Below are 25,086 nucleotides of genomic sequence, written 5' to 3' on the forward strand. Positions count from 1 at the left end.
GTCCGGCGTGGCGTCGCGGGTCGGCGGACGCCCTTCCGGCTTCCGGGCTCCCGTGACGGCTCCACGATGGTTTTCGCGAGGCTCCGCGACGGCTCCACGAGGGCTTCCGAGGTTCCGTGACGGGCGGCGCGTGGATGCCGGGACACGAGTCGGTGAGGACCCGCCCCCGGGCGCGCGGGAACGCCCTCACCCGCCGCGCAGACGAGAGGTGCCAGCCGTCAGGCCCGGGGTATCAGGGGTGCAGGGGGTGGCTGTAGACGAGGCGGAAGCGGTCGCCGGGGACGACGATGTCGCTGGTCTCCACCGGGCGGTCTCCGGCCCAGTGGGTGCGCTCGACGTGCAGGACCTGGACGCCCGCGGGCAGGGCGAGGGCGTCGCTCTCGGCCGGTTGCGGGACGCGGGTGTAGACCTGCTCGACGATCTCGGTGACCTTGACGCCGATGGCCGACAGGCGGGCGATCAGGCTCCGGGGGCTCTCCTCCGCGGTCTCGCCGAACTCGGCGGGCTCGTAGGAGGTGGCCAGCTGGATCGGCTTGCCGTCGCCGCGGAAGACGTAGTGGGTGCGGGTGACCGGGGCCGACTCGTCCAGCCGGAGGCGGTGGGCGATGTCCGGGGTGGCGCCGGCGGGCTCGGCCCGCCAGTCCCAGGTGGCCCGGGTGCCCTGTGACTGGATGTCCGCGCCGAAGGGGGCGTGGTGGTCGTGGAAACGCCATCGGTGCAGGGGGAGCAGCACCGGCTGCTCTCGTACGTAGTGACCCGAGCCGACGCGGCCGACGATCAGGCCCTCGGCGACGAGCACGCGCAGCGCGTGCCGGGCGGCGGTCTCGCCCACGCCGTACTTCCTGGTCAGCTGGGCGCGCGAGGGGATCGGGGCGCCGGGGGGAAGGGAGCCGTCGACGATCTGGCGCCGGATGTCGGCGACGACGCGCAGGTAGACAGGATCGGAGCTTGCCACGTGTCCATCCCTGGGGGTCTGGGGCGTTGTCCCATCCTGTCGTATTCAATGCACAACGCAGGGTAATGGCTCCGATTTGGAGCTCCAACTTTACCGCCGCTCCCAGAAGTGGCCAAAAATATCTCAGAGACCCTGTAACGCCCGCGTAAGGATCGCCGATTCAACGGTAGAGGTCGTCGATGTGTGTACCCCCGAGCACATATCGGCGGCCTCTTTCTCGTTCAAGGATGTCCTCGCCGTCGCCAAAGCGGACAAAGTCCTCGTTATTTCACGCAATCGGGCGCGAGATCTGCGAAAGCCGTTTTCTGCCCGCTTTCCTTCCGCCCTTCGCCGGTGACCGGCCTCACCCGCGCCGAACCCGCGCCGAACCCGCATCGACGGAGATCACCCGGATCCGTGTCCCGATCACTCCTGACCTCCCGCCGCCCGGGACGCCCGGCCCGGTCGCCGTTCCGCCTCCCCGTACGGCCCCGTACGGCCCCGTACGGCCCCGTACGGCCCCGTACGGCCCCGTACGGCAAGGCCGGAACGGCCCGCGGGGAGCGTCGGCCGGGGTCAGTCGCCGCGGCGGTGTATATCCGCGTGTACGGTGTGCAGCGGGCACCTCGGGGGGATGTTCGCTCTTGGGCCCATCGGTGGACGGAGGTTAGGCGGGGTGGCGGGGTCCACCGTTTCAGCGGATCCAGGTAGCGTTCGGTCTATGGCAGCGCCAACTGGAACCTCCGACGCCCCCTTCGGCCGCATGCTGACCGCGATGGTCACACCGTTCACGAGTGACGGAGCGGTCGACTACGAGACAGCGGGGCGCCTCGCCACCTACCTGGTGGACGAGCAGCGTAACGACGGCATCGTCGTGAGCGGCACGACGGGGGAGTCCCCGACGACCACGGACGACGAGAAGGAGCGCCTGCTGCGCGCCGTCGTCGAGGCGGTCGGCGACCGCGCCACGGTCGTCGCCGGAGCCGGGACCAACGACACCCACCACAGCGTGGGGCTGGCCAAAGCCGCCGAGCGCGCCGGGGCGCACGGTCTCCTGCTGGTGACGCCGTACTACAGCAAGCCCCCCCAGGAGGGGATCTACCGCCACTTCGCCACCGTGGCGGACGCGACGGCCCTGCCTGCCATGCTCTACGACATCCCCGGCCGGAGCGGCGTGCCGATCCGGAGCGAGACGCTGGCGCGGCTCGCCGGGCACGAGCGGATCGTCGCGGTGAAGGACGCCAAGGCCGACCTGTTCGAGGGATCGCAGATCATCGCGTCCACCGGCCTGGCCTACTACTCGGGTGACGACACGCTCAACCTGCCGTGGCTGTCGGTGGGGGCCGTGGGGTGCGTCAGCGTGATCGGCCACGTCGTCGGCGCGGAGATCGCCGCGATGATCGAGGCGTACCGCTCAGGGGACGTCGCGGGCGCGCTCGCCATCCACCGCAGGCTGCTTCCCGTGGTCTCCGCGATCATGATGCAGGCCGGTGGTGCGATCATGGCGAAGGCGGCGTTGTCCCTGGTCGGACAGCCCGCGGGACCGATGAGGTTGCCCCTGGTGGAGGCGACCCGGGAGCAGCTCGCGAGGCTGCGTGAAGACTTGATCGCGGGCGGTGTGAAGCTGTCCGACGAAGTTGTGACATGAGATAAAGCACCGCGGCCTTCACCGGCCGCATCCGGGAGGAACGAGAGTTTGCGAGAAAGAAGACACAACGGTCCGCTGGGGGACGGAGTGCTCGGCGAGGGAGTAGTCCTGCTGCCCACCAGGGCCTCCGTCGCATGTGAGACCTCTGAGAGAGGTGTGGCCGGATGAGTCACCCCCACCCCGAACTCGGGCTGCCGCCCGCGCTGCCCGAGGGTGCCCTGCGCATCGTCGCGCTGGGCGGTCTCGGCGAGATCGGCCGCAACATGGCCGTGTTCGAGTACGAAGGCCGTCTGCTGATCGTCGACTGCGGGGTGCTGTTCCCCGAGCCCGACCAGCCCGGCATCGACCTGATCCTGCCCGACTTCGAATACATCCGGGGCCGCCTGGACGACATCGAGGCCGTGGTCCTGACCCACGCGCACGAGGACCACATCGGTGCCGTGCCCTACCTGCTGCGCGAGCGCCGCGACATCCCGATCGTGGGATCCAGGCTGACGATGGCGCTGATCGAGGCCAAACTCACCGAGCACCGCATCCAGCCGACCAAGCGCGAGGTCGTGGAGGGGGAGCGGCACCGGTTCGGGCCGTTCGAGTGCGAGTTCCTCGCCGTCAACCACTCCATCCCCGACGCGCTGGCCGTCGCGATCAGGACGCCCGCGGGCATCGTCCTGCACACCGGCGACTTCCGGATGGACCAGCTGCCCAGCGACGGGCGGCTGACCGACCTGGGCGGGTTCGCCAGGATCGGCGCCGAGGGCGTCGACCTGCTGATGTCCGACTCGACCAACGCCGAGGTGCCGGGCTTCGTCACCAGCGAGCGGGAGATCGCGCCGGTCATCGACGAGGTCATCCGCACCGCGGGCAAGCGGGTGATCGTGGCGAGCTTCGCCTCCCACATCCACCGCGTCCAGCAGGTCATCGACTCGGCGGAGAAGCACGGCCGCAAGGTCGCGCTGGTCGGCCGCTCGATGGTGCGCAACATGGGCGTCGCCCGCGACCTGGGCTACCTGCGGGTCTCGCCGGGCCTGATCGTCGACTCCAAGGAGATCGAGGGCTGGCCGCCGGAGGACGTGGTGCTGATCTGCACCGGGTCCCAGGGCGAGCCGATGGCGGCGCTGTCGCGCATGGCCAACCGCGACCACCCGATCCGCATCGCCGAGGGCGACACGGTCCTGCTGGCCTCCTCGCTGGTGCCGGGCAACGAGACCGCGGTCAACAATGTGATCAACGGGCTGTCGCGCTGGGGCGCCCGCGTGGTGCACAAGGGCAACGCGAAGGTGCACGTCTCCGGGCACGCCGCCGCCGGTGAGCTGCTGTACGTGCTCAACCTGACGCGGCCGTCCAACTTCATGCCGGTGCACGGCGAGTGGCGCCACCTGCGGGCGCACGCCAAGCTCGCCGCGCTGACCGGGGTGCCCGACGACCACATCGTGATCGCCGAGGACGGCGTCGTGGTGGACCTGGTCGACGGCCGGGCCAAGATCGTGGGCGCGGTTCCCGCCGGTTACGTCTACGTGGACGGCACCTCGGTGGGCGACGTCACCGACTTCGCGCTGAAGGACCGCCGCATCCTGGGCGAGGAGGGCTTCATCTCCATCGTCATCGTGGTCGACACCGCCACCGGCAAGCTCGCCGGGGGCCCGGAGATCCACGCCAGGGGATCCGGCATCGACCCGGCCATGTTCGACGACATCCTGCCGCAGGTCGAGAGGGCCCTGCAGGAGAACGCGGCCGACGGGGTGGTGGACATCCAGCAGGTCCGCCGCGTGGTCCGCAGGACCGTGGGGCGCTGGGTGAGCGACACCTACCGCCGCCGCCCGATGATCATCCCCGTGGTGGTCGAGGTCTGACCCTCGCACCGTACGGCGGCCGCACCGGTCGCCGTACGGACCGTCGGGCCGCCCGGATCGGCGGGCCCCGTCCCGTCCCGCGTGGCCCTGCCGCGGGCCCGTCCCGCCCGGCCCTGCCGCGCCTGCCCGTCGTCGTGCGGGCGCGCGCCGGTTCTGTGGGCCTTCCCTGTGCCGGTCAGCAGACGCCGCGCAGGGAGCAGACCTTGGCCGCCATCTTCCTGGCGTCCTTCAGCTGCCGGGTGAAGTCGGAGCCGCGCACCTTGCCGTACTCGCCCGCCAGCACGTAGACCGCGACGGCCCGGCCCTCGCGGACGACGACGGCCCGCTGCCCGCCGACGGCCGGACGCACGCCCTTGGCGTCGTAGCCCTGGAGGGTGATCCGCACGGCCCGGTTCCCGGCGCGGACGGGGTCGGCCCAGGTCTTGGTGACCGTGCCCTCTGACTTGACGCGGGCGCACCTCTCGACCTGCCCGAGGAGCCCGGCCAGCGCCCTGCGCGCGGCGGCCGTGGAACGGTAGATCACCAGCTGCTCGCCGGAGTGGTGCTCGGGAGCCTGGTAGTCGACGCTACGCATGGCCACCCGGTCGCGATCGGCGGGGCGGCGCAGGCCGCACGGGTTGATCCCCAGGTTCGCTCCCAGCCTGTCGCTGATGGTCCACGTCTCCTCGCCCGGATACCTCACCGGTTTGCGGGCCTGGGGCTCGTGCAGGAGGAAGTTCTTCGGGATCCCCGCGGCGGTCCTTCCCGTCTCGCCCGTTCCGCCCGGTCCGCCCGTCTCGGCGAGGGCGGTGCCGCCCGCGAGGGCGGTCGCGAGGACCGTGCCGGCCGCCGCCAGCCGGATCGTCGTCCGTGTCATGCCAGTCGTCATCGGTCTCTCCCGTGTGCTCGGTGGTCCGTTCGGTGGCGATTCCCTATGTGGGACCCGGTTCCGGCGGGAAAAGTTCTCACTCCGGCGATCGTTTTCCGGGCGCCCGCGCGTGGCGGGAATCGCGGTGAGTGCGCGGGGAAGGGGGCCGTTGTATGCTCACAATGTTCTATGTAGCAGCTTCTAATTTCATGTAATAGAACAATGGAGGGGCGATGGAGGTACGGCACGCCACGGCACCCGACCAGATCACCGGGGCGACCACCGACTGGCTGCGCCGCCGGTTCCTGGTGGAACAGCTCTTCGTGCCAGGGGAGGTCCGGCTGCTCTACTCCCACGAGGATCGCATCGTGGTCGGCGGGGCCCTGCCGGACGACGGGCCACTGAGACTGCACTGCCCCGACCCGCTCAGGTCGGAGTACTTCCTGGAGCGCCGCGAGCTCGGCGTGGTCAACATCGGCGGGCCCGGCACGGTGACCATCGACTGCACCGCGTACCCCCTGGCCGCCAAGGAGTGCCTCTACGTCGGCAGGGGAGCCCGCGAGGTGGTCTTCGAGGGCGGCGCGTTCTATCTGGTCTCCACCCCCGCGCACGCGACCCTCCCGACGACCGCCGCGACCCTGGAGGACGCCGAGCCGGTACGGCTGGGCGGCCAGGACGGCTCCAACGGCCGGACGATCTACAAGTACATCCACGCCAAGGGCATCCAGAGCTGCCAGCTCGTGCTCGGCGTGACGGTGCTGGAGCCCGGCAGCATGTGGAACACCATGCCCTGCCACACCCACGAGCGCAGGACCGAGGTCTACCTCTACTTCGACCTGCCACCCGGCGAGCGGGTGATCCATCTGATGGGACGGCCGGACGAGACGCGCAACCTCGTCGTCGCCGACCGCCAGGCGGTCGTCTCCCCGCCCTGGTCGGTGCACTGCGGCTTCGGTACGAGAAGTTACTCCTTCGTCTGGGCGATGGGCGGGGAGAACCAGGCCTTCGAGGACATGGAGCAGGTCGAGATCGGCGAGCTGCGCTGATGTTCTCACTGGAGGGCAGGATCGCGCTCGTCACCGGCGCGCGGACCGGGATCGGCCGGGCCCTCGCCGTGGGCCTGGCGGCGGCCGGGGCCGACATCGTGCTGCACGGCCGCGACGACGACCTGGACAAGGTCGAGGCGGAGGTCCGCAAGACCGGCAGGCAGGCCTCCCGGTGGGTCCTGGACCTGTCGGACCCGCGGGCCGTCCCCGAGGCGGCCGGGCGGCTGGGCCCGGTCGATGTGCTGGTCAACAACGCCGGGATCATCCGCAGGGCCCCGGCCGCCGAGCACTCCCACGAGTCCTTCCGCGAGGTGCTCGACGTCAACCTGGACGCGGTCTTCCTGCTCAGCCAGGTCCTCGGGGCACGGATGCTCGCCCGGGGCTCCGGGAAGATCATCATGATCGCCTCCATGCTGTCCTTCCAGGGCGGCGTCAACGTCGTCGGCTACACCGCGGCCAAGCACGGTGTCGCCGGCCTCACGCGGGCGCTGGCCTGCGAGTGGGCGGGCTCGGGGGTGCAGGTCAACGCGATCGCCGCCGGCCACCGAAATGCGGGCCAGTGCTCCGGTCTTCAGGCCGGGGGTGCCGGGGGTGAAGGCCCGCGTGGCAGTGCCCGCTAGGGCGCGAGCGTGCCCTGACCTTCCTGGTCTTGCCGCTCGGCCCACCAGGCGTAGGAGACGACCACGGCGCGAGGCTCCCCGTGTCGCTCCACGATCGTGGGTTCGCCGGTGAAGTGGGCGACGTCGATGCGTCGCCCCAGGTTGTCGCGGAGTTCTCGAACACTCATGCGTTCCGTCATGGAACCAATGGTACTATCGGTACCATGCAGCTTCGTTACCAGTACCGGCTCTACCCCGACACCGCTCAGCGCCAGAGGCTGGCGCGGGCGTTCGGATGCGCGCGGGTAGTGTTCAACGACGGGCTGCGCGCACGCCAGGACGCCCGCGAGGCGGGCCTGGCCTACGTCTCCGACGCGGAGCTGTCCAAGCGCCTGACCGCCGCTAAGACGACACCGCAACGGGCATGGCTGGGCGAGGTGTCCAGCGTGGTTCTTCGGCAGGCGCTGGCCGACCTGAACACCGCGTACCGCAACTTCTTCGCCTCGATCACCGGCAACCGCAAGGGGCCGAAGGTCGGCCCGCCCCGGTTCCGGTCGCGCAAGGACAACCGCCAGGCGATCCGCTTCACCACGAACGCCCGGTTCGCCATCACAGCGGGCGGGAGGTTGCGCCTGCCGAAGATCGGTGACGTGGTGGTGCGCTGGTCACGGACCCTGCCGTCGGAGCCGTCCAGCGTCACGGTGATCAAGGATGCGGCGGGCAGGTACTTCGCGTCGTTCGCCGTGCAGAGCACTGACGAGCCGCTGCCCGAGCCGGCACCCGAGGTTGGCGTCGACCTGGGCCTCACCCACTTCGCGGTGCTGTCGGACGGCCGGAAGATCGACAACCCGCGCATCCTGCGGCGCGCGGGGAAGAAGCTCCGCAAGGCGCACAAGGCCCTCAGTCGCAAGGCGAAGGGGTCGAACAACCGCAAGAAGGCCGTCGTCAAGGTCGCGCGGGCGCACGCCCGGGTGGCCGACGCGCGCCGGGACTTCGCCCACAAGCTCTCCACCCAGTTGATCCGCGACAACCAAGCGATCTACGTGGAGGACCTGTCGGTCAAGGGCCTGGCCCGCACCCGGCTGGCCAAGTCGGTGCATGACGCGGGCTGGTCGGCCTTCGTCGGGATGCTGGAGTACAAGGCCGCCCGGTACGGCCGGACCTTCGCCAAGATCGACCGGTGGTTCCCGTCCTCCAAGCGGTGCTCGCGGTGCGAGACCGTCGCCACCGCCATACCTCTGGAGGTCCGAAAGTGGGAGTGCGCTTGCGGCGCGGTCCATGACCGCGATATCAACGCCGCACGCAACATCCTGGCCGAAGGCCGACGAACCGTCGCCGCTGGACGGAAACCCGCCGCTGGGAGGCGGCGGGAGGCGGAGACGTTAAATGCCTGTGGAGGTGACGTAAGACCACCGCTCGCGGTGGCGGACGCCGACGAAGCAGGAAGCCTCAGAGGTGCCGCGTGACGCGGCACGGGCTGAATCCCCGGCCTTCAGACCGGGGAGCGCGTCAAATCAGGACCGGCAACACCGAGCGGCTCTGGGACGACCCCGCGCGGGAGGCCGAGATGAGGGGCCGTATCCCGGCGGGGCACTGGGGCAGGCCCGAGGAACTCGTGGGCGCCGCCGTGTTCCTGGCGTCCGGCGCCTCCGACTACGTCAACGGGCACCTGCTGGCCGTCGACGGAGGCTGGTTGGCACGCTGACCAGTAGGCTCACGATCGTGGTCAGGGAAGGCAGTTCCATCGACAAGGCGCTGGCGGTGCTGGAGGCGATCGCCGAGCACCACCGCGTGACCGACATCGCCGCCGCGACGGGCGTGTCCAAATCGACCGTCCATCGCATCCTCCAGTCGCTCGTCGAGTGGGGGTTCGCGCGGGCCGACGGCCGCGGCGGCTACGAGCCGGGCCCCCGGATCCTCACACTGGCCGGGCGGGTCATGAACCGCTTCGACCCGGCCCGCCAGGCCTCCGGCGCGCTCCACGCCCTGCACGAGCGGACCGGCTACACCACGCACTTCGCGATCCGCAGCGGGGACGAGGCCGTCTACGTCGAGAAGCTGGAGGGCCGGCGGCCCTACCAGATGCCCTCCCGCGTCGGGATGAGCCTGCGCCTGCATTGCACCGCGATCGGCAAGGCGGTCCTCGCCCAGCTCGGTGCCGACGAGGTCCGCGCCATCTGTGCCCGTACGGGTATGCCCGCCCCGACCCCCACCACGCTGGCGACGCCGGAGGACCTGCTGGCCGACCTGGCGTTGGTACGGTCCCGCGGCTACTCGATCGACAACGAGGAGAACCTGCCCGGCGTCCTCTGCGTCGGCGCCCCGGTCTTCGACCACACCGGCCAGGTGCTCGGCGGCGTCTCCATCTCCGCCCTCGCGATGGACATGGGTCGCGACGACCTGGAGCGCTTCGCGCCCGACGTCGTCGCCACGGCCCGCGAGGTCTCCGCGGCCCTCGGCGCGCCCGGCGCTCCCGCCGCCCCGGCGCTCAACGGCTGAGCCGATCCGCCCGCGTCCCGGTTCCCTGGCCGATTGCAGCTTCCATTTGTTGCATGTAATGGAATGTTATCTCATTTTATGAAACGACCTGAGCTTGGAGGAATTCGGCATGCCGAACATCGCCGTGGAACTCCTGTCCGGTGGGATCCTCGACCGGCGCTGACCGAGGCGGCCGTGAACATCCTGAAGGCGCGTCGTGAGGCGGTACGCATCGTCTTCGCCGAGATCAAGAAGTCGGACGTGGTCAACGGCGGCGTCCTGGAGCCCGACGGGTAACCGGGGGCCGGCACGTGGTCCGGCGGGGCCCGGTCCCCTTGGCCGCGATGTCCACGACCTTCGGCAGCGCGCCGCTGTAGGCCGGCACCCGCTGGGTCGGCAGGTTGTGAAGTACGCGCCCAGAACGGACCAGTCGAGTGCGGACATGTGTCTCCTCCCAACGCCCTGTTGGTGAGGAGGTTCTACTACATGAAACGCAATGTCAATACATGGAATGGAAGACGCTTTCCGGCAGACTAATGGGACCTTTAGCCCCTCCCATCGCTGTTCACGAAGTATCGACCGATCTTGTGAAACGTCGGCGAGGGTCGGGCGGCTGCGGCGAGTCGGCGCGCAATCCACCACCCGTCTCGTTAACCTCCCTAACATGGCCACCCGTACGTCTAAAGGCTCCTCAGGAAAGCCCCCCGGCAAGGGGTCCTCCGGTCGTTCGGGCGCCTCCCAGGCCCGTACGGCCCCCGCGAGGCGGGCGCCCGCCGGCCGGGGGAGGAGCACGAGTCAGGGCCGCAGGCCCTCGCCCCAGCACGACCCGATCAGCTGGGTGCTCATCATGATCGGCAAGTTGTTCATGGGCATCTGGATGCTCCTCGCCGGGGGCATCGGCAGCGCCGCGCGGGCCCTGGGGCAGAACGCGCGCGAGCTCGACCCCGTGCACCGCCGCGACGGGCTCGGCCTGGCGGTCTTCGCCGGGGCGGTCGTGCTGGCCGCGATGACCTGGCGGAAGAACACCGGCACGGTCTCCACCGTGGTCGACGGGGTGATGCGCGGCGTCTTCGGCTCGCTGACCTGGGTGATCCCGATCCTGCTCGTGCTGCTGGCCTGGCGGCTGCTGCGCCACCCCGACCAGAACGCCGACACCGGCCGGATGATCATCGGCTGGTCCGCCCTGACCATCGGCGTGCTCGGCGTCGTGCACGTCGTCCATGACACGCCGTACCCCTCGGGGGGCAGCTCCGACGGCATGGACAAGGTGGCGGCCGCCGGAGGCATGATCGGCTTTATCGTCTCGGCGCCCCCGGCGAGCATCCTGCCGTCCTTCATCACCATCCCGCTGCTGCTGATCCTGTCGGGCTTCGGCATCCTGGTGATCACCGCGACGCCGGTGCACCGGGTCCCCGAGCGGCTGGCCGAGATCCGGCACATGCTCTTCAACCGCGACCTGCCCCCCACGCCGCGCGTGTCCAGGAAGAAGCCCTCCACCCGCAAGAAGCCGGAGTCCGAGGGCGGCGAGCTGGGCGACCACGTCAAGCCCTACGACACGCCCCTGATCGCCGAGACCACCGGTGGCCCCTCCGGGCACTCCCCGGAGATCGTGCCCGGCCTGGTGGACGAGGAGGCGGCCGACGCGGTGGTCAGGGCCGAGCCCCCCGAGCCGACCCCCGCCCCGCGCAAGGTCGAGCAGCTCGTCCTGTCGCCCCAGGCCGGTCCGTACACCCTGCCCGAGTCGCAGCTGCTGCGCCCGGGCACCGCGCCCAAGCCGCAGACGAAGGCCAACACCGTCGTCGTCAACGCGCTGACCAGCGTGATGGAGCAGTTCGCCATCGACGCCCAGGTGATCGGCTTCACCCGGGGGCCGACGGTGACGCGCTACGAGATCGAGCTCGGCCCGGCGGTCAAGGTCGAGAAGGTCACCGCGCTCACCAAGAACATCGCGTACGCGGTCAAGTCGGCCGATGTCCGGATCCTGTCCCCGATCCCCGGCAAGTCGGCGATCGGGGTCGAGATCCCCAACACCGACAAGGACCTCGTCTCGCTGGGCGACATCCTGCGCTCCCCGGTCGCCCAGGCCGACCACCACCCGATGATCGTCGGGCTCGGCAAGGACGTCGAGGGGCGCACGATAGTGGCCAACCTGGCCAAGATGCCGCACCTGCTCATCGCGGGCGCCACCGGCGCCGGAAAGTCGGTCTGCGTCAACGGGCTGATCACCTCGATCCTGATGCGGGCCACCCCCGACGAGGTCCGCATGGTCCTGGTCGACCCCAAGCGGGTCGAGCTCAGCGTCTACGAGGGCATCCCGCACCTGATCACGCCGATCATCACCAACCCCAAGAAGGCCGCCGAGGCCCTGGAGTGGGTCGTCGGGGAGATGGACCGCCGCTACGACGACCTGGCCGCCAGCGGCTTCCGGCACGTCGACGACTTCAACAAGGCGGTCCGCGCCGGCAAGCTGGTGCCGCCGCCGGGCAGCGAGCGGGTCTACCAGCCCTACCCGTACCTGCTGGTGATCGTCGACGAGCTCGCCGACCTGATGATGGTCGCCCCGCGCGACGTCGAGGACTCCATCGTCCGCATCACCCAGCTCGCCCGCGCCGCCGGGATCCACCTGGTCATCGCCACCCAGCGCCCCAGCGTGGACGTGGTCACCGGCCTGATCAAGGCCAACGTGCCCTCCCGGCTCGCCTTCGCCACCTCCTCGCTGGCCGACTCCCGGGTCATCCTGGACCAGCCGGGCGCCGAGAAGCTCGTCGGGCAGGGTGACTCGCTCTTCCTGCCGATGGGTGCCAGCAAGCCCATGCGGCTGCAGAACGCCTTCGTCTCCGAGAAGGAGATCGGCGAGATCGTCGGGCACTGCAAGGCCCAGATGGCGGTCGAGTACCGCGACGACGTTGCCGCCGTGGCGACCGCCAAGAAGGAGATCGACGAGGACATCGGCGACGACCTCGACCTGCTGGTCCAGGCGGCCGAGCTCATCGTGACCACCCAGTTCGGCTCGACCTCGATGCTCCAGCGCAAGCTGCGGGTCGGTTTCGCCAAGGCGGGCCGCCTGATGGACCTGCTGGAGAGCAGGAACGTCGTCGGGCCCAGCGAGGGGTCCAAGGCGCGAGAGGTCATGGTCAAGCCGGACGAGCTTCCCGGCCTGCTGGCCGACCTGCGCGGGGGCTGACGGCGCGATGCGGGGGCTCCGGCCGGCCCGCGCGGGATCCGACGGCGCCGTACGGGGGCTCCGGCCCTACCCGTGCGGGCGCGGTGCGGGAGGCTCCGGCCCGGCCCGCGCGGGGGCCGGCGGCGCGGTGCGGGGGGCTCCGGCCGCCCGCACCGGGAAGTGCCGGTACATATCAGGGAATACCGCCCCCCAACCGGCTCGCCCGGGGATGACGGCGCCGTGCGGGAATGGGACCCCCGCCGCGCATCCTCCACGCGGTTACTGATTGAATAGGTATCGCTACGCAACGTCGGGGGCTGAGAGGCGTGCGCCATGGGCATTGGAAGCGATCTGGCGGATGCCCGGCGGTCAAAGGGGATGACCGTCGGGCAATTGAGCGCGCGGACACGCATTCGCGAGGTGCTCATCCAGGCAATCGAGAGGAATGATTTCTCCCAATGTGGGGGAGATTTCTACGCGCGGGGCCATATAAGAAACATCGCCAAGATCGTTGACCTCGATCCCGAGGCGCTGGTGCACCGCTACGACGAGCAGCACGGGGGCGTGCCGCTGCCGGTGCGGGCCTCCAGCGTCTTCCAGGCCGACATGCCGCTGAAGATCCGCGAGCGCCGTTCGCCCAACTGGACGACGGCCATGGCGGTCGCTCTGGGCATCGTGGTCATCTTCGGTGTGGTGCGGACCATGGGCGGGGGCGACACTCCCGTGGCGGACCCGCGCCCGATGCCGGTGCCCGCCGCGCCGCCGCTCTCAGCCGGTCCCGGCCCCGACTCGCCGCGCCGGGCCTCGTCGCTGGCCGAGGAGAGACGGCGCGACATCGTCGTCCTCCAGGTCAGGGCGAAGCGCACCTCCTGGCTCGACGTGCAGGACGCGGGCGGCCGGCGTCTCTTCTCGGGAACGCTCGCGGCGGGCAAGACCTCGACCTGGAAGGCGAAGACCGGGATGAGGGTCACCTTCGGCGACGGGGGAGCCGTCTCGCTGAAGGTGAACGGCAAGAACCTGGGCGCCCCCGGCCGCCGGGGGCAGGTCGTGAACCGCTCCTACGAGGCTCCTGCCACCAAGAAGCGCTAGGTCACGCCGTACGGAGCACTTCTCCGCGGCACTCTTCCGGCGCCCCCCGGGCGTCCACGCCGCCGCGGTCCGGCCGAGCGTCCTGGCCGTCCCGGCGGCGGTACGTCCGGGGCGGGGCGGGGGGTGCGGCGGTGCCTGAATGGGGGGAGGTGCATCGGGTAGTGGCCAACTCCCGATACCGTAGTGTTCACCATGTCATCCCGCCGAACCGCATCGCTGATCACGCTTGGTTGCGCACGCAACGAGGTCGACTCCGAGGAACTCGCCGCCCGTCTCGAGGCTGCCGGTTGGCAGCTGGGCGACGACGACCCCGATGTCGTCGTCGTCAACACGTGTGGCTTCATCGACTCGGCGAAAAAGGACTCCATCGACACGCTGCTCGCCGCGGCCGACTCCGGTGCCAAAGTGGTCGCCGCGGGCTGCATGGCGGAGCGGTACGGTGACCAGCTCGCCGACGCGCTGCCCGAGGCCGCCGCCGTCATCTCCTTCGACGACTACACCGACATCGGCACGCGCCTCGACGACGTGCTGGCGGGCAAATCGCTCGTCCCGCACAGTCCCCGCGACCGCAGGACCCTGCTGCCCATCTCGCCGGTGGAACGCGCCGCCGCCCCCAAGACCGCCATTCCCGGCCACGGCGAGCTGCCCGAGGGTCTGGCCCCCGCCAGCGGCCCCCGGCCGCTCCGCAAGCGCCTGGGCGACGGCCCGGTGGCCTCGCTGAAGCTGGCCTCCGGCTGCGACCGGCGCTGCACGTTCTGCGCCATCCCCGCCTTCCGCGGGGCGTACGTCTCGCGCCGAGCCGAGGAGCTCCTCGGCGAGGCCGCCTGGCTGGCCGAGCAGGGCGTCAAGGAGCTGGTGCTGGTCAGCGAGAACTCCACCTCCTACGGCAAGGACCTGGGCGATCTGAGGGCGCTGGAGAAGCTGCTGCCCTCCCTCGCCGCGACCGAGGGCGTCGAGCGGGTGCGCGTCAGCTACCTGCAGCCCGCCGAGCTCCGCCCGGGGCTGCTGGAGATCATCGCCTCGACCGAGGGCGTGGCCCCCTACTTCGACCTGTCCTTCCAGCACGCCAGCGGGACGGTGCTGCGCCGGATGCGGCGCTTCGGCGACCCCCGGCGCTTCCTGGACCTCCTGGAGTCGATCCGTGCCCACGCCCCCGAGGCGGGGGTGCGCTCCAACTTCATCGTGGGCTTCCCCGGCGAGACCGAGGAGGAGTTCGGCGAGCTGGTGGGCTTCCTGGAGGAGGCCAGGCTCGACGTGATCGGCATCTTCGGTTACTCCGACGAGGACGGCACCGAGGCGGCCTCGCTGCCCGGCAAGCTCGACCAGGAGGTCGTCGACGCCCGCGTGTCCGCCCTCACCGAGCTGGCCGAGGAGCTCATGGCCCAGCGGGCCGAGGAGCGGATCGGCACCGAGGTCGACGTCCTGATCGAGGAGGACCTGGGCGACGGCGGCTACGAGGGCCGTGCCGCCCACCAGGGGCCCGAGGTCGACGGTTCTGTAACGGTCCAGGGCATCGGGCTGGTCCCCGGCCAGATCGTCCGGGCCGTCGTGGTCGACTCGGAGGGGGTCGACCTGATCGCCCGCATCAAGGCGGCCCCATGAGCGCGCCGCCGGGCCGGGAGAGCGTATGACCAACACGCCAGAGACCGGCACCGACTCGACCTCGGCATCCGGGCGCCCCAAGGTGAGCGCCTGGAACATCGCCAACGTCGTGACGGTGATACGGCTGGCGATGGTCCCGTTCTTCGTGGCCTGCCTCTTCCTGCCGGGATCCGGCTGGCGGGCCGCGGCGCTGGTGGTCTTCATGGTGGCCTCGCTCACCGACCTGCTCGACGGCGAACTGGCCCGCCGCTACGGCCTGGTCACCGACTTCGGGAAGATCGCCGACCCGATCGCCGACAAGGCCCTCATCGGCGCCGCCCTGATCAGCCTCTCGGTGCTGGAGGAGCTGCCCTGGTGGGTCACCGTCGTGATCCTGGGCAGGGAACTTGGCGTCACCGCGCTGAGGTTCGCCGTCATCCGGCACGGCGTCATCCCGGCCAGCTACGGCGGCAAGGTGAAGACCGTCCTGCAGATCGCCGCGATCGTCTCCTACATCTGGCCGGGCGTGCCCGACCTGATCCGCTGGATCGTGATGGGCGCGGCGGCGCTGGTCACCGTCGCCACCGGTCTCGACTACGTGATCCGGGCGATCAAGCTGCGGCAGGTCGCGAAGCGGGCACGGGCCATATGAAGGCGGGCCGGGTGAAGGCGGACGGCATGGGCCGCGACACGGGGCGGGCCATATGAGCCGGCGCCTGCTCGCGGCCACCGAGGTCCTCGCCCTTCTCGTCCGCAGGGGCGAGACGGTGGCGGTGGCCGAGTCGCTGACCGCCGGGCTCATCTGCGCGTCCCTCACCGGCCCCCCGGGGGCCTCCGCGGCCTTCCTGGGCGGGGTCGTCTCCTACGCCACCGAGCTCAAGCACCGGCTGCTGAACGTCCCGGCGGACCTGCTCGCCCGCGAGGGGGCGGTGCACCCGGAGGTCGCCGCCGCCATGGCCGACGGGGTGCGCCTTCTGGCCGGTGCCACGTACGGGCTGGCGGCCACCGGAGTGGCCGGCCCGGACCCCCAGGACGGTAAACCGGTGGGCACCGTGCATCTCGCCGTTAGCGGACCGGACGGGCGGGTATGGCACCGGGATCCGCGGCTCGCCGGGACGCGTGACCAGATTCGGGAGATGACCGTGAACGAGGCCGTGGATCTCCTCCGAGGTGTGCTGGAGACGAACGTGAGGGAACATTCAGGATGATTACCGCGTTACGTCCCCAGCGAACATGCTCCACATGGTCTGCCGCGTTGTCGGTCCATACAGGTACGGTGGAACGGTGAGTGAGGTAAAGGTCAAGCGATGATGACGGCGAGGAGTATGTACCAAGGGTCGCGTTCGAAGAACGGGCGGCACGAACCGATAGCGCGGAGTGTCGTGAAGACATCCGCGCCGGGGAGGGAGCGACAGATGGTCCTGCTGCGTCAGCTGCTCGGTGACGTGCTGCGGCGGCTGAGGGTGCGGCAGAGTCGCACCCTGCGTGAGGTGTCCACACTGGCTCGGGTTTCTCTTGGCTATTTGTCCGAGGTTGAGCGTGGTCAGAAGGAGGCCTCTTCAGAGCTGCTCGCGTCGATCTGCGGTGCCTTGGGCGTGCCGCTTTCACAGGTTCTCCGTGAGGTTTCCGATCAATTCGCCTTGGCCGAGCTGCAGCATGCTCCGGTGATGGCGGGAGACGTCCCCGAACGGGAGCGTCTGCCGATTCCCGAAACCGTGCCTGATTCCGTGTTTCCCGAGGTCAACGACATGGTCGCCGCCTAGCCGGTCGGTTCTTCCGGCTGGCAGTGACGGCACCAGACGATCAGCCGTTCCTGCGGCTGTGCGCCCATCTCCCCACGACTGATCCGACGCCCGCAGCGCAGGCAAGGCCGCCCGGCCCTGCCGTAGACCCAGGTGCTCCGTCCCGGACGGAGGTCGCCTGTCGTCGTCCTGCTCGAGCGTTCCTTGTTGGCGTCCAGCAGCCGCCACGCGATCGACACGATCGTTCTCAGGTCCTCAACCGCCCCCACAGGTCGCCACGGCGACACTCCGGCGAGGAAAAGCGTCTCGGCGCGATAGATGGTGCCGATTCCCGCCAGGTTGCGCTGATCGAGCAGCGCGACCCCGATGCTCGTCTCAGGCCGTCCTGCCAGCCGTCGCACGGCCTCCGCCTCGTCCCAGTCCTCCCCGAGCAGATCGGGGCCGAGATGCCCGACGAGCCGCCCCTCCTCCTCGGTCGAGACCAGGTCGACCATGCCCAGTCGCACCCCCGCCGCCTGCCATCGCTCGTTGGCCAGCACCAGGCGGACGACGTCGCTCCCGGGCAGCCGCCGCCCCGCGGGTGAGATCTGCCAGCTGCCCTCCATCCGCAGATGGGTGTGGACGGTCAGCCCGCCCTCGACCCTGGTGAGCAGGTGCTTGCCGCGCGAGACGGTCTCCAGCACCGCGCGCCCGGTCAGGTCGGCCGTGGAGTGACGCGGCACGCGAAAGTCCGAGCGGGTCAGCACCCGCCCGTCGAGCGCCCGGCCGAGCCGCAGGGCGGAGAGGTGGATGACGTCACCCTCGGGCACGTGGCCACACCGGCATGGTCAGTCCCAGGCCGCGGGGTCGGCCGACAGGCTGCGGACCCGGTCGGGGAGGGCTCCGGTGGCCACGTTCTCGAGGGTGACCTCCTCCAGGATCGCCCGCTCGCTGGCGCGCAGCGCGATCCAGACCTGCTGCAGCGACTCGGCGGGACCCCGGTAGCCGACATGCTCGGGCCGCTCCCCCCTGACGTTGGCGAGCGGGCCGTCAACGGCGCGGATCACGTCGGCGAGGCTGATCTCGGCGGGCGGGCGGGCCAGCACGTAGCCCCCCTCGGGGCCGCGCTGGCCGCGTACCAGCCCGGCGCGGCGCATCTGGAGCAGGATGTTCTCAAGATACTTGGGAGGCATGTCCTGCTCCTTGGCCAGCTCACCCACCGTGGTAGGGCCGGCACCCGCGGCGGCGAGTTCGGCGGCGGCACGGAGGGCATAGTCGACACGAGCGGATAGGCGCATGTAACCGATTATCCCGCCTGCTATTGGTTACTTACGCGCGCGGGGCCGACGGAGATGGAGTGGCGTCCGTCGCCCTCGGTGACGACGGGCCCGTGGAGCGACGAGCCGGTGGGCTCCGGCGCGTGCACGACGTAGTGGTGAGGCGCCATCGCGGAGGTGCGGCCCGGCAGCAGGGCGAGGCAGGCGGCGCGGATCTCCTCGGGGGTTCCTGAGGTGACGTGGCAGGTCAGGCGCCCGTCCGGGTCGTGCGTCACCAGGTGGGGACGTCCCTGCACCGCCTCGCCGACGAGCCGCTCCACCGCGCCGAGGTTCACCCAGCAGGAGTCGGTGTAGATCCACTCCGGCCCGCGCTCAATAGGCGAAATTCCCGATATATTCGAAATGTCGGAAACCTGGATGTCTCCGTCTCCGGCCGCGACCAGCAGCCGGATGATCCCGGTCCCGAAGCCCTCCGCCTCCGCCCGGCTCATCACCCGTGGATCGATCCAGAGTGTCAGGTCGACCACGTCCTCCAGCTGGTTGGCCCAGAGCGCGAGGTGCGCGGGGAGCGAGGCCGCCGGAAGCCAGTCGCACTCGACCTCGGCGGACGGCTCGGGTTCGGGCTCGGAGACGGTGACGCCGCTCATGTCGTTGAAGACGCAGTCGCGGGCGAAGTCCACCCCTCGTTCGGCGTTGACGGCCTCGATCACCTCCCACAGGGCGATGGAGTCGAAACGGCTGTGCTGGTACCCGGACAGGGACGCGGCGCGGAAGCGGCGGATCGCCTCGTCGAAGGTGGAGACGTCGAGGTCCGCGGTCATCAGCGCGTCCTGGGCCAGTGGCCCGACGTAGTCGCGCAGTTCGGGTCGTACCCGGTTGCTCGCCAGCGACGCGATCACGCAGGACCGCTGGGTGGTGCGCAGGCCGATGAGGACCCCCAGGGCGGCGAGCGTGATCGCCGAGCGGCTGGCGCCCGTGCGGCTCGCGACGGCGTCCAGCGCCCTGGCGGCCACCGCCGAGCGGACCCGCAGCCGGGGCCGGATCGCGTCGGCGTCGGCCCCGGCCGCCTCGTCGATCGCGAACATCGACTGGGGTGCCCGCCTGAGCCCGTTCTCCCAGTGCCGCAGGGCGGCCTCGGTCCGGCGCAGGGCGGCCGGGGTGCCCTCCGCGGTCGCGAGGTCCAGCGGCTGCACCGGGCACGGCGACGGGACGGCGACCCCACGGATCAGTCGCTCCCACTCCCTCATGACGGTGGCCAGCCCGATGGCGTCGACCGAGGTGTGGGGCAGAACGAAGGTCACCAGACGGGGCGCCTCCCCATCGGTGATCACGGCGACCCTGATCGGGAGCTCGGTCCGCAGGTCGAACCGGGTGCCCTGCATGCGCAGGCCCACCTCCTCGGCGACCTCGTCGAGGAGCCCGGTCCCCGCGCCGTGCACCTCGACGGGCAGGAAGCCGGAACCGGTCACGACCTGGACGTCCGAGTGGATGGTGGCTCGCAGTCCCTCGTGCCTGGAGAGCAGGCGCCCGACCGCCTCGGTGACGGCGGACAGGGGCGTTCCCTCGGGGAGGCGCTTGGTGACGCGGAAGTTCATGTGGAGCGGCGGGTCGCGGAGCACGCAACGCGCCATGTTGGCCTGGCCCATGGTCATGGGCCCCTGCCGGGCCCGCAGACCCGTGTATTCGGCCGGGATCGTGATGACGGTGTCCATGTCGAAACCTGCCTCGCCACCCGACGGCAAGGGTCTTACTGAAAAGAACCTTTACCGTTTTCGGGAGTGTTCCACGCGCCGGGCCGACGTCGCAAGCCCTTGATTTCCGGGCATCGCGGTGATGGGCGGGAGAGCGGTGCCGGCGAAACGGCGATGAGCAGGGACGCGACGCGGCCGGGAGGCCTCCGGTAGCCCTCCGCGGCGTCCGGGCGGCGCTAAACTGTCAGGAAGCCTTATTAAGAATAGAACCGTTATTCTTGATTGAAAGTAATCGCGACGGGGAAGCGGCGAACAAGAGAGCATGCGTATGGAGCGACGTCCTGGCGTGCCCAGGCTATTGAGGGAGATCAACGACAGGGCCGCCCTGGAGCTGCTGCTCGCCTCCGGGCCGCTGACGCGGGGGCAGATCGGCGAGCTCACCGGCCTGTCCAAGGTGACGGCGTCGCAGACGCTCGCCCGCCTGGAGGGGCGCGGACTGGTCGAGGTGGCGGGGGAGCAGGCGGGGGGCCGCGGGCCTAATGCCGCGCTTTATGGGATTATTTCCTCCTCCGCTTATGTGGCGGGTCTGGACGTCGGTCCGGAATTCGTGACGACCGCCATCGCCGATATCCACGGGGAGATCGTGGCCGAGGTGCGGGTGGCGCCGAGCGGGCACGACGATCCGGTGGCCCTCGTGCACAACGCGGTGGTCAAGGCGTGCCGGTCGGCCAAGGTCGCGCTCTCCAAGCTGCGCTCGGTCGTCATCGGCACCCCGGGCGTGGTCGACCCCCGCACCGGCGACGTGCGGTTCTCCTTCGACCTGCCCGGCTGGCACGAGGGCATCCACGAGGCGCTCGCGCGTGACCTGCGCCGCGACGTCAGGATAGAGAACGACGTGAACCTCGTCGCCATCGCCGAGCGCACGCTGGGCGCCGCCCGCGAGGTCGACGACTTCGTGCTGCTGTGGGTGGGCCGCGGTATCGGCCTCGGCGTCGTGCTCGGCGGGCGGCTGCACCGGGGCCGGTCCGGCAGCGCGGGTGAGATCGGCTACCTGCCGGTGCCGGGGGTGCCGCTGGCTGAGGACGTACGGGCCGTGCCCGGCAGGCTGCCGTCGCTCGCCGGGGGTCTGCAGTCCCTGGTCAGCGCCGAGGCGGTCGCCGAGCTCGCCGCGACGTACGGCTTCGAGGGGGGAAGCGCCGCCGAGTGCGTCGCGGCGGCGGTCGCGGCGGGCAAGAGGGGAGAGCCCCTGATCGACGACATCGCGGGGCGGCTGGCGCTGGGGGTGGCGTCGGTGTGCGTCGTGCTCGACCCGGGGCTCGTGGTGCTCGCGGGGGAGGTCAGCAGGGCCGGGGGCGACGAGCTCACCTCCAGGATCGAGGAGGCGGTGGCCAGGAGCTGCCCGGTCAGGCCGCAGGTGGTGGCGAGCGAGGTGGGCGGCAACCCGGTGCTGCGCGGGGCCGTCATCGCCGCCCTGGACCAGGCCAGGGAGGAGATCTTCGCCTCCTGAGCCCTCGGGTCCTTGGTCCGGAGTTCCGGAGTTCCGGATCCCGGATGTCCTGCGGGGTGGGGGATCCTTCTGGGCGAACGGCCGTCGCGCGGCAGGCAAGATCCTCTATGCTGGCGCGGAAATGTCATGAAAAAGACATCTTTCCGTGATCGGGGATGGGGACAAATGACGGCTGTCATCGCCGTGCTGCATGCCGAGGACGTCGCCCTGGAGTTCGTCTCCGTCCTGCGGGACCACGCCGACCAGGACGTCCTGGTGGTCGTCGGGCAGGCGAGGACGAGCGTGACCCTGCCGGGAGGGCTGTCGCTGCGGGAGCGCCTGGAGCTGCTCGGACCCCTGGTGGAGCCCGGGGGCAACACCGCGGAGCTGCCCGTCCCCGCCGACGTCGCCGCCCTGCTCGGCGAGGCATCGGCGCCGGCGCCCGATGAGATCTGGACCCACTCGCCCGCCGACCACCGCATCCGCCGGGCCAGGTTCGGCTGGATCGTCTCCCGCGCCGTGTCGCCGTTCTCGCCGCCCCCGGCGTCCTCGCCCTCCTCGCTGTCCTCACCGGCCGTGACCTGCTCGGTCGGTGACAATCCCTTCCTGCAGACGATCGCCAGTACAGCGAGCGCGATCACCGCCGCCGAGGCCGAGGCGAAGATCGAATTCATCAACCGGCGCGCCGGTGAGCTGCTGCGCAGCCGGGTGGCCGACCGGCTCGTCACCACCGACCGGGTGCCGGCCGTCGAGAGGTTCTTCACCGCGAGCGCCGCGCAGGCCAACCGCCTCTACGCGCTGACCTCCAGCCTCGGGGACGACGCCGCGGTGGCCGACGACCCGTGGGAGTTCGGGCTCTCGGCGTACGAGGCCGCCCGGCTGGACGCGACCGCCGCGTGGACCGCCCGCTGGTGCTCCCCCCAGGACGGGCCGATCGTGGAGGTCGGGGCGTGCCAGGGCGAGCTCACCCGGCGGCTGTCGGGGAAGGGATACCGGGTCCAGGCGACCGAGCCCAACGCGGGTTTCCGCGCCCGCCTGGCCGAGCGGGCGGAGCCGGGCGTGGAGGTGCTCCCGGACAGCCTGGAGGATCTCGCCGACCACGGTGAGCGCCAGGCGGCGGCGTACCTGCTCGTCGAGATGCTCTACTACGACCAGGATCTGGCGCTCCTCGACCGGCTGCCGACCGACCTGCTCCTCGTCGCGCTGGAGAGCGGTCAGCTCAACGAGCGGATCTGGCCCTGGCTGCGCGAGCAGTCCACCTGGCGGGTCGCCGAGCGCGTCGAGCTCGCTCCGCCGACCCTGGAGTCCGTCTGCGACGGGCTCGCCTACCTGCGCAAGCGGGGCAGCCGCGGTCTCGTCCTGGCCAGGGCCGGGTGGCGGCGATGAGCTGGGAGACGGTCGTGGTCTCGCCGCACTTCGACGACGCGGTGCTGTCGGTGGCGGGACTGCTCGCCCGCCGCGAGGGGGACGCGGTGATCGTCACGGTGCTGGGCGGCGCGCTCGGCGGGGCGCTCTCGGCGTGGGACCGGCTGTGCGGGTTCGCCTCGGCGGAGGAGACGGCGCGGGAGCGGCGGGCCGAGGACGCGCGGGCGTGCGAGATCCTCGGGGTCGACCAGGTGGTGCTGGACAATCCGGATGTTCCGGCGGCCCGGCTCCCGCTGGACGACCTGGAGACGTTCCTCACCGAGCACGTCACCCCGCGCACGCGCGTGCTCGTCCCGATGGGGATCGGCAACGCCGACCACGAGGCCGTACGCGACCGGGCGCTCGACGGGCTGGAGAAGGTCGAGGCCCTGGAGCGCTGGGCCTACGCGGACCTGCCCTACGCCGCCGCCGTACGCGAGTGGGGGAGCTCGGCGGCCGGGCCGGCCCTGGCGGACAGGCCGCCGGTCCGCGCGCTCGCCGGGCGCCACCGCCTCGAGGCGAAGACGTGGCCGCGACTGGAGGGGGAGGAGTGGGCGCTCAAGCGGCGCGCGGTCCTGGCGTACGCCTCGCAGATCGCGCCGCTCGCCTGCGACCACGGGGAGTTCCTCGCGATGCCCGGTCCCCTCCAGCACGAGCTGGTGTGGGTCCTCGACGGCTGACCCGCCCACGGCGCCGCAGGTCACGTCCCACGGCGGCCCGAGAGGAGTTCGGCGGCGGCCCGGCCCGAGGCGGCGGTCGCGCCGTGGGTGGTGATGTGGGTGGCGCCCGGGGTGGCCGGACCCGGCAGGCCCATCTCCACCACGATCGCGTCGGGACGCCGTGACAGCAGGGCGCCCAGGCGGTCCGTGACCCAGGCGTGCCGGTGGGCGTCGCGTACCACGATCACCAGCGGGCGCCCGTCGGGAGGCGGGACCGGGTCGCCGGAGCCGAGGCGCAGGGCCGTCGTGCCCGGCAGCAGCGCGGCCAGCGGCGCGGCGACGCCCCACGGGGTGGCGCGGTCGACGGCGATGTTCGTCTCGGAGACGAACTCGATCACCTGGGGCGCGGCGGGCAGCGGGAGCCCGCCGCCGCGGACCCGCAGCGCCCGCCTGGCCGCGTCGAGCCCCGCGGGCTCACCGGCCGGGCCCGTCTCGCCGGCCGCCCGCCGCCGCTCCGCCGACCAGGCGGCGAGGCGCCGGACCCGGGCGGCGGCATCGGCCAGGCGTTCCTCGGGGAGCGTCCCGTCGGCCACCGCGCCCATGATGGCGTTGCGCATGAACCCGACCACCCCGGGGCCCTTGCGCTCGCCGCCCACGCAGATCGCGTCGGCCCCGGCGGCGAGGGCGCGGACCGCCGCCCCGGTCACGCCGTACCGCTCGGCCACCGAGGGCATCTCCACGCCGTCGGTCACGATCAGCCCGTCGAAGCCCAGTTCCTCCCTGAGCAGCCCGGCCAGGATGCGGCCGCTCATGGTGGCGGGGTGGTCGGGGTCGTAGGCGGGGACGAGCAGGTGGCCGGTCATCACGGCGCGTACCCCGGCCTCGACGGCGGCCCGGTAGGGCGGGAGCGTGGTGGCGGCGAGCTCCTCGGCCGAGTAGGCGACGGTCGGCAGGTCGTCGTGCGAGTCGACGGCGGTGGCGCCGTGGCCGGGGAAGTGCTTGGCGCAGGCGGCCACCCCCGCGGACTGGAGGCCGGTGACCCAGGCGCGGGCGTGCCGGGCGACCAGACGGGGGTCGGCGCCGAACGCGCGGGTGCCCACGACGGGGTTGTCCAGGTCGGAGTTGACGTCGACCACGGGGGCGTAGTTGAGGGTGATGCCCGCCGCGGCCAGGTCCAGCCCGATCTCGCGGGCGACCCGCTCGGTCAGCGCGGGGTCGTCCACCGCGCCGAGCGCGAGGTTGCCGGGACGCGAGCTGCCGGTGCGCGCCTCCAGCCGGGTGACGTCGCCCGCCTCCTCGTCGGTGGCGATCACCACGTCCGGGTTCTCCGCGCGCAGCGCGGCGGTCAGCGCCTTGATCTGCTCGCTGTCTACAAGATTCCGGGAGTAGAGCGCAACCCCGCCGAGTCCCTCGGCGAGCCGCCTGCGCAGCCAGTCGGGCACTTCCACGCCCACGAACCCGGGTTGCAACACGGTGTCGGCAAGCCCGGCCAGTTCGGGGCTCGCGCCGTTCGCGCCGCTCGTACGGCCACCGCGAACGATCATCAAAGCCTCCAGGTCGGTTCGTGGCAAGTCGCTTGTCTCAGGCGTACCACATGTGTAGCATTCGGGTTG

23 protein-coding genes are annotated in these 25,086 nt (G+C 71.1%); 16 read left to right on the plus strand and 7 right to left on the minus strand.

The window, feature by feature from the left end:
• Positions 1 to 232: 232 nt before the first annotated feature.
• Positions 233 to 955, minus strand: a complete 723-nt coding sequence (locus ACTOQ2_RS10870) for a GntR family transcriptional regulator (protein ID WP_440071141.1) — start codon at positions 953 to 955, stop codon at positions 233 to 235.
• A 700-nt stretch (positions 956 to 1,655) separates the two neighbouring features.
• Between ACTOQ2_RS10870 and dapA the strand changes: the two genes are divergently transcribed.
• Entirely contained in the window at positions 1,656 to 2,582 is a 927-nt protein-coding gene (gene dapA, locus ACTOQ2_RS10875; RefSeq protein WP_440099515.1) for a 4-hydroxy-tetrahydrodipicolinate synthase, read from the plus strand.
• A 164-nt stretch (positions 2,583 to 2,746) separates the two neighbouring features.
• A complete protein-coding gene (locus tag ACTOQ2_RS10880; RefSeq protein ID WP_440099516.1) occupies positions 2,747 to 4,432 on the plus strand; it encodes a ribonuclease J in 1,686 nt (561 codons plus the stop codon).
• A gap of 175 nt (positions 4,433 to 4,607) precedes the next feature.
• On the opposite strand, the gene ACTOQ2_RS10885 is transcribed toward ACTOQ2_RS10880, so the two are convergent.
• Positions 4,608 to 5,300 carry a hypothetical protein gene (locus ACTOQ2_RS10885; protein WP_440099517.1) on the minus strand — a complete coding sequence of 231 codons (693 nt, stop codon included), beginning with the start codon at positions 5,298 to 5,300 and terminating at the stop codon, positions 4,608 to 4,610.
• Between the two features lie 212 nt (positions 5,301 to 5,512).
• Between ACTOQ2_RS10885 and kduI the strand changes: the two genes are divergently transcribed.
• Positions 5,513 to 6,325, plus strand: coding sequence for a 5-dehydro-4-deoxy-D-glucuronate isomerase (gene kduI / locus ACTOQ2_RS10890; protein WP_440099518.1), 813 nt, complete (start codon positions 5,513 to 5,515; stop codon positions 6,323 to 6,325).
• Positions 6,325 to 6,945 carry an SDR family NAD(P)-dependent oxidoreductase gene (locus tag ACTOQ2_RS10895; RefSeq protein ID WP_440099519.1) on the plus strand — a complete coding sequence of 207 codons (621 nt, stop codon included), beginning with the start codon at positions 6,325 to 6,327 and terminating at the stop codon, positions 6,943 to 6,945. Before kduI ends, ACTOQ2_RS10895 begins: the two co-directional genes overlap by 1 nt.
• Here ACTOQ2_RS10895 and ACTOQ2_RS10900 read toward each other — a convergent pair.
• Entirely contained in the window at positions 6,942 to 7,124 is a 183-nt protein-coding gene (locus ACTOQ2_RS10900; protein WP_440099520.1) for a type II toxin-antitoxin system Phd/YefM family antitoxin, read from the minus strand. The genes ACTOQ2_RS10895 and ACTOQ2_RS10900 overlap by 4 nt on opposite strands.
• Before the next feature lie 24 nt (positions 7,125 to 7,148).
• Here ACTOQ2_RS10900 and ACTOQ2_RS10905 point away from each other — a divergent pair, with 24 nt between their 5' ends.
• From ACTOQ2_RS10905 to ACTOQ2_RS10945, 9 genes are all read left to right on the plus strand, one after another.
• The gene (locus ACTOQ2_RS10905; protein ID WP_440099521.1) at positions 7,149 to 8,390 is read left to right on the plus strand and encodes an RNA-guided endonuclease InsQ/TnpB family protein; all 1,242 of its coding nucleotides are present in this window, start codon (positions 7,149 to 7,151) and stop codon (positions 8,388 to 8,390) included.
• Positions 8,387 to 8,629 (plus strand): SDR family oxidoreductase, encoded by a 243-nt coding sequence (locus ACTOQ2_RS10910; RefSeq protein ID WP_440099522.1) that lies wholly within the window; start codon positions 8,387 to 8,389, stop codon positions 8,627 to 8,629. The genes ACTOQ2_RS10905 and ACTOQ2_RS10910 overlap by 4 nt, the downstream gene beginning before the upstream one ends.
• 17 nt (positions 8,630 to 8,646) lie before the next feature.
• The gene (locus tag ACTOQ2_RS10915; protein ID WP_440099523.1) at positions 8,647 to 9,423 is read left to right on the plus strand and encodes an IclR family transcriptional regulator; all 777 of its coding nucleotides are present in this window, start codon (positions 8,647 to 8,649) and stop codon (positions 9,421 to 9,423) included.
• Positions 9,424 to 10,066: 643 nt separating this feature from the next.
• Positions 10,067 to 12,586: a DNA translocase FtsK gene (locus ACTOQ2_RS10920; protein WP_440099524.1), complete on the plus strand. Its 2,520-nt coding sequence runs from the start codon at positions 10,067 to 10,069 to the stop codon at positions 12,584 to 12,586.
• A gap of 312 nt (positions 12,587 to 12,898) precedes the next feature.
• The gene (locus ACTOQ2_RS10925; protein WP_440070207.1) at positions 12,899 to 13,654 is read left to right on the plus strand and encodes a helix-turn-helix domain-containing protein; all 756 of its coding nucleotides are present in this window, start codon (positions 12,899 to 12,901) and stop codon (positions 13,652 to 13,654) included.
• 192 nt (positions 13,655 to 13,846) lie between these two features.
• Positions 13,847 to 15,256, plus strand: coding sequence for a 30S ribosomal protein S12 methylthiotransferase RimO (rimO, locus tag ACTOQ2_RS10930; protein ID WP_440070206.1), 1,410 nt, complete (start codon positions 13,847 to 13,849; stop codon positions 15,254 to 15,256).
• A gap of 25 nt (positions 15,257 to 15,281) precedes the next feature.
• The gene (pgsA, locus tag ACTOQ2_RS10935; RefSeq protein WP_440099525.1) at positions 15,282 to 15,887 is read left to right on the plus strand and encodes a CDP-diacylglycerol--glycerol-3-phosphate 3-phosphatidyltransferase; all 606 of its coding nucleotides are present in this window, start codon (positions 15,282 to 15,284) and stop codon (positions 15,885 to 15,887) included.
• A gap of 52 nt (positions 15,888 to 15,939) precedes the next feature.
• Entirely contained in the window at positions 15,940 to 16,443 is a 504-nt protein-coding gene (locus ACTOQ2_RS10940) for a CinA family protein (RefSeq protein WP_440099526.1), read from the plus strand.
• A gap of 207 nt (positions 16,444 to 16,650) precedes the next feature.
• Positions 16,651 to 16,998, plus strand: coding sequence for a helix-turn-helix domain-containing protein (locus ACTOQ2_RS10945; protein ID WP_440070203.1), 348 nt, complete (start codon positions 16,651 to 16,653; stop codon positions 16,996 to 16,998).
• Here the strand turns inward: ACTOQ2_RS10945 and ACTOQ2_RS10950 are convergent.
• Genes ACTOQ2_RS10950 through ACTOQ2_RS10960 form a run of 3 tightly spaced genes read right to left on the minus strand, consistent with a single transcriptional unit; the run spans position 16,995 to position 19,945 of the window.
• Positions 16,995 to 17,786: an Fpg/Nei family DNA glycosylase gene (locus ACTOQ2_RS10950; protein ID WP_440099527.1), complete on the minus strand. Its 792-nt coding sequence runs from the start codon at positions 17,784 to 17,786 to the stop codon at positions 16,995 to 16,997. The two genes, ACTOQ2_RS10945 and ACTOQ2_RS10950, sit on opposite strands and share 4 nt — an antisense overlap.
• A gap of 18 nt (positions 17,787 to 17,804) precedes the next feature.
• Positions 17,805 to 18,254 carry an RrF2 family transcriptional regulator gene (locus ACTOQ2_RS10955; protein ID WP_440070201.1) on the minus strand — a complete coding sequence of 150 codons (450 nt, stop codon included), beginning with the start codon at positions 18,252 to 18,254 and terminating at the stop codon, positions 17,805 to 17,807.
• A gap of 20 nt (positions 18,255 to 18,274) precedes the next feature.
• A complete protein-coding gene (locus ACTOQ2_RS10960) occupies positions 18,275 to 19,945 on the minus strand; it encodes a condensation domain-containing protein (protein ID WP_440099528.1) in 1,671 nt (556 codons plus the stop codon).
• 307 nt (positions 19,946 to 20,252) lie between these two features.
• Here ACTOQ2_RS10960 and ACTOQ2_RS10965 point away from each other — a divergent pair, with 307 nt between their 5' ends.
• From ACTOQ2_RS10965 to ACTOQ2_RS10975, 3 genes are all read left to right on the plus strand, one after another.
• Positions 20,253 to 21,431, plus strand: coding sequence for an ROK family protein (locus tag ACTOQ2_RS10965; protein ID WP_440099529.1), 1,179 nt, complete (start codon positions 20,253 to 20,255; stop codon positions 21,429 to 21,431).
• Between the two features lie 165 nt (positions 21,432 to 21,596).
• Complete coding sequence (locus ACTOQ2_RS10970; protein ID WP_440099530.1) at positions 21,597 to 22,796, plus strand: hypothetical protein; 1,200 nt, start codon at positions 21,597 to 21,599, stop codon at positions 22,794 to 22,796.
• A complete protein-coding gene (locus tag ACTOQ2_RS10975) occupies positions 22,793 to 23,494 on the plus strand; it encodes a PIG-L deacetylase family protein (RefSeq protein WP_440099531.1) in 702 nt (233 codons plus the stop codon). Before ACTOQ2_RS10970 ends, ACTOQ2_RS10975 begins: the two co-directional genes overlap by 4 nt.
• A gap of 20 nt (positions 23,495 to 23,514) precedes the next feature.
• Here ACTOQ2_RS10975 and ACTOQ2_RS10980 read toward each other — a convergent pair whose 3' ends face one another.
• Entirely contained in the window at positions 23,515 to 25,017 is a 1,503-nt protein-coding gene (locus ACTOQ2_RS10980) for a glycoside hydrolase family 3 protein (RefSeq protein ID WP_440099532.1), read from the minus strand.
• Between the last annotated feature and the right edge of the window lie 69 nt (positions 25,018 to 25,086).

Origin of the sequence: Streptosporangium sp. H16 (assembly GCF_051918855.1) — a bacterium.
In the GTDB taxonomy this organism is placed as follows: domain Bacteria; phylum Actinomycetota; class Actinomycetes; order Streptosporangiales; family Streptosporangiaceae; genus Streptosporangium.